This is a genomic window from Streptococcus sp. 53 (assembly GCF_013276565.1).
Lineage (GTDB): Bacteria > Bacillota > Bacilli > Lactobacillales > Streptococcaceae > Streptococcus.
Genome location: NZ_VMLG01000049.1, coordinates 1 through 1,438 on the forward strand (window position 1 = coordinate 1; position 1,438 = coordinate 1,438).

Below are 1,438 nucleotides of genomic sequence, written 5' to 3' on the forward strand. Positions count from 1 at the left end.
TGTACTGACCCCAAAAAGTTAGACAATTAATTTATCCAAAGGATTTAGTTCTGTATTGTACAGGGCTAAGTCCTTTTAGTTTTACCTTAATTCGTTTATTGTTGTAGTAATCAATATAGTCTATAATGGCTTGTTCCAATTGCTTAAGCGACTGAAATGATTTCTCATAACCATAAAACATCTCCGATTTCAGAATGCCAAAGAAGGACTCCATCATACCGTTGTCTGGGCTGTTACCTTTACGTGACATGGATGCTTGAATTCCCTTACTCTCTAGGAACCGATGATAAGAATCGTGTTGGTATTGCCAGCCTTGATCGCTATGGAGAATCGTATGCTCGTAGTGTTTCTCTGTAAAGGCCTGATTTAACATAGCTTTCACTTGTTCTAAGTTTGGTGAAGTTGAAAGATTATAGGCGATAATTTCGCTATTAAAGCCATCTAAAACTGGCGATAAATAGAGTTTCTGTGTGCTATTTGGAATGGCAAACTCTGTCACATCCGTATAGCACTTTTCCATTGGCCTTGATGATTCAAACTGACGTTGAATGAGATCCTCTGCTTTCTTGCCAATCTCTCCTTGGTAGGAAGAATACTTTCGTTTCCGGCGGATTCGAGCCTTTAAACCAAGAATTTTCATCAGACGTTGAACTTTCTTATGATTCACTGTAAAACCGCGATTTCTTAGTTCAAGAGTAACTCTCCGATAGCCATAATTTCCTTTGTGCTCAGTAAAAATAGCTTGAATTTCAGTTTTAAGCTCTTTATCTTTATCAACCCCATCCAGTTGTTTCAACTGATAATAGTAAGTTGAGCGAGCTAAACGTGCTGTTTCAAGAAGTAAATCTAGTCGAAATCCTCCTGAAGCCATTTCTCTAACTGTCTCTGCCTTTCTCGCTCTAGGGCTTCGTCCCTTTCCTCTAATTCTTTTAACTTTTTTAGGTAGGCCACCTCAGTCCGTAAGCGTTCATTCTCCTCTTGGAGTCGCTCTAGTTCTGTCATTTCTTCCCAGGTTTTCTTCCGTTTACGTCCCATTTTAGCTGGTCTCCCTCTTGTTTTCTCAACAATAGTATACCCGTTTTTCCTGTATTGCGCCAGCCAATTTGGAAGCATACCACGATTTGGGAGACCGTATTCAAGAGAAACTCTATCTTGAGACCAGTTTTCATGTAAAACTTTATCAATCATTTCTTGTTTTAATTCAGGAGAATAGTAACAATTTTTTCCTTTTTTGACGAATTCTATTCCGTAACGATCAATCAATTTAATCATGTACCTAAGATTAGAATTGTTTACCCCAAATTTATTTGAAAGCTTCTCTAAGCTATATCCTTGTTTTCTAAGTTCATAGATCTGAACTTTATCTTCATAACTCAATTTCATAATAAAACACCCCAAAAGTTAGATTTTTTCTGTCTAACTTTTGGGGTGCAGTTCA

Annotated in this window: 1 protein-coding gene; it reads right to left on the reverse strand. The window is 37.5% G+C overall.

The window, feature by feature from the left end; genetic code table 11:
* Positions 1–31 precede the first annotated feature (31 nt).
* Positions 32–1,383, reverse strand: a protein-coding gene (locus HT722_RS10120) for an IS3 family transposase (protein ID WP_173278851.1) whose coding sequence is annotated in 2 segments (ribosomal slippage) — positions 32–942 and positions 942–1,383 — 1,353 coding nt in all. Because the reading frame shifts where the segments join, the coding sequence is not laid out codon by codon here.
* Between the last annotated feature and the right edge of the window lie 55 nt (positions 1,384–1,438).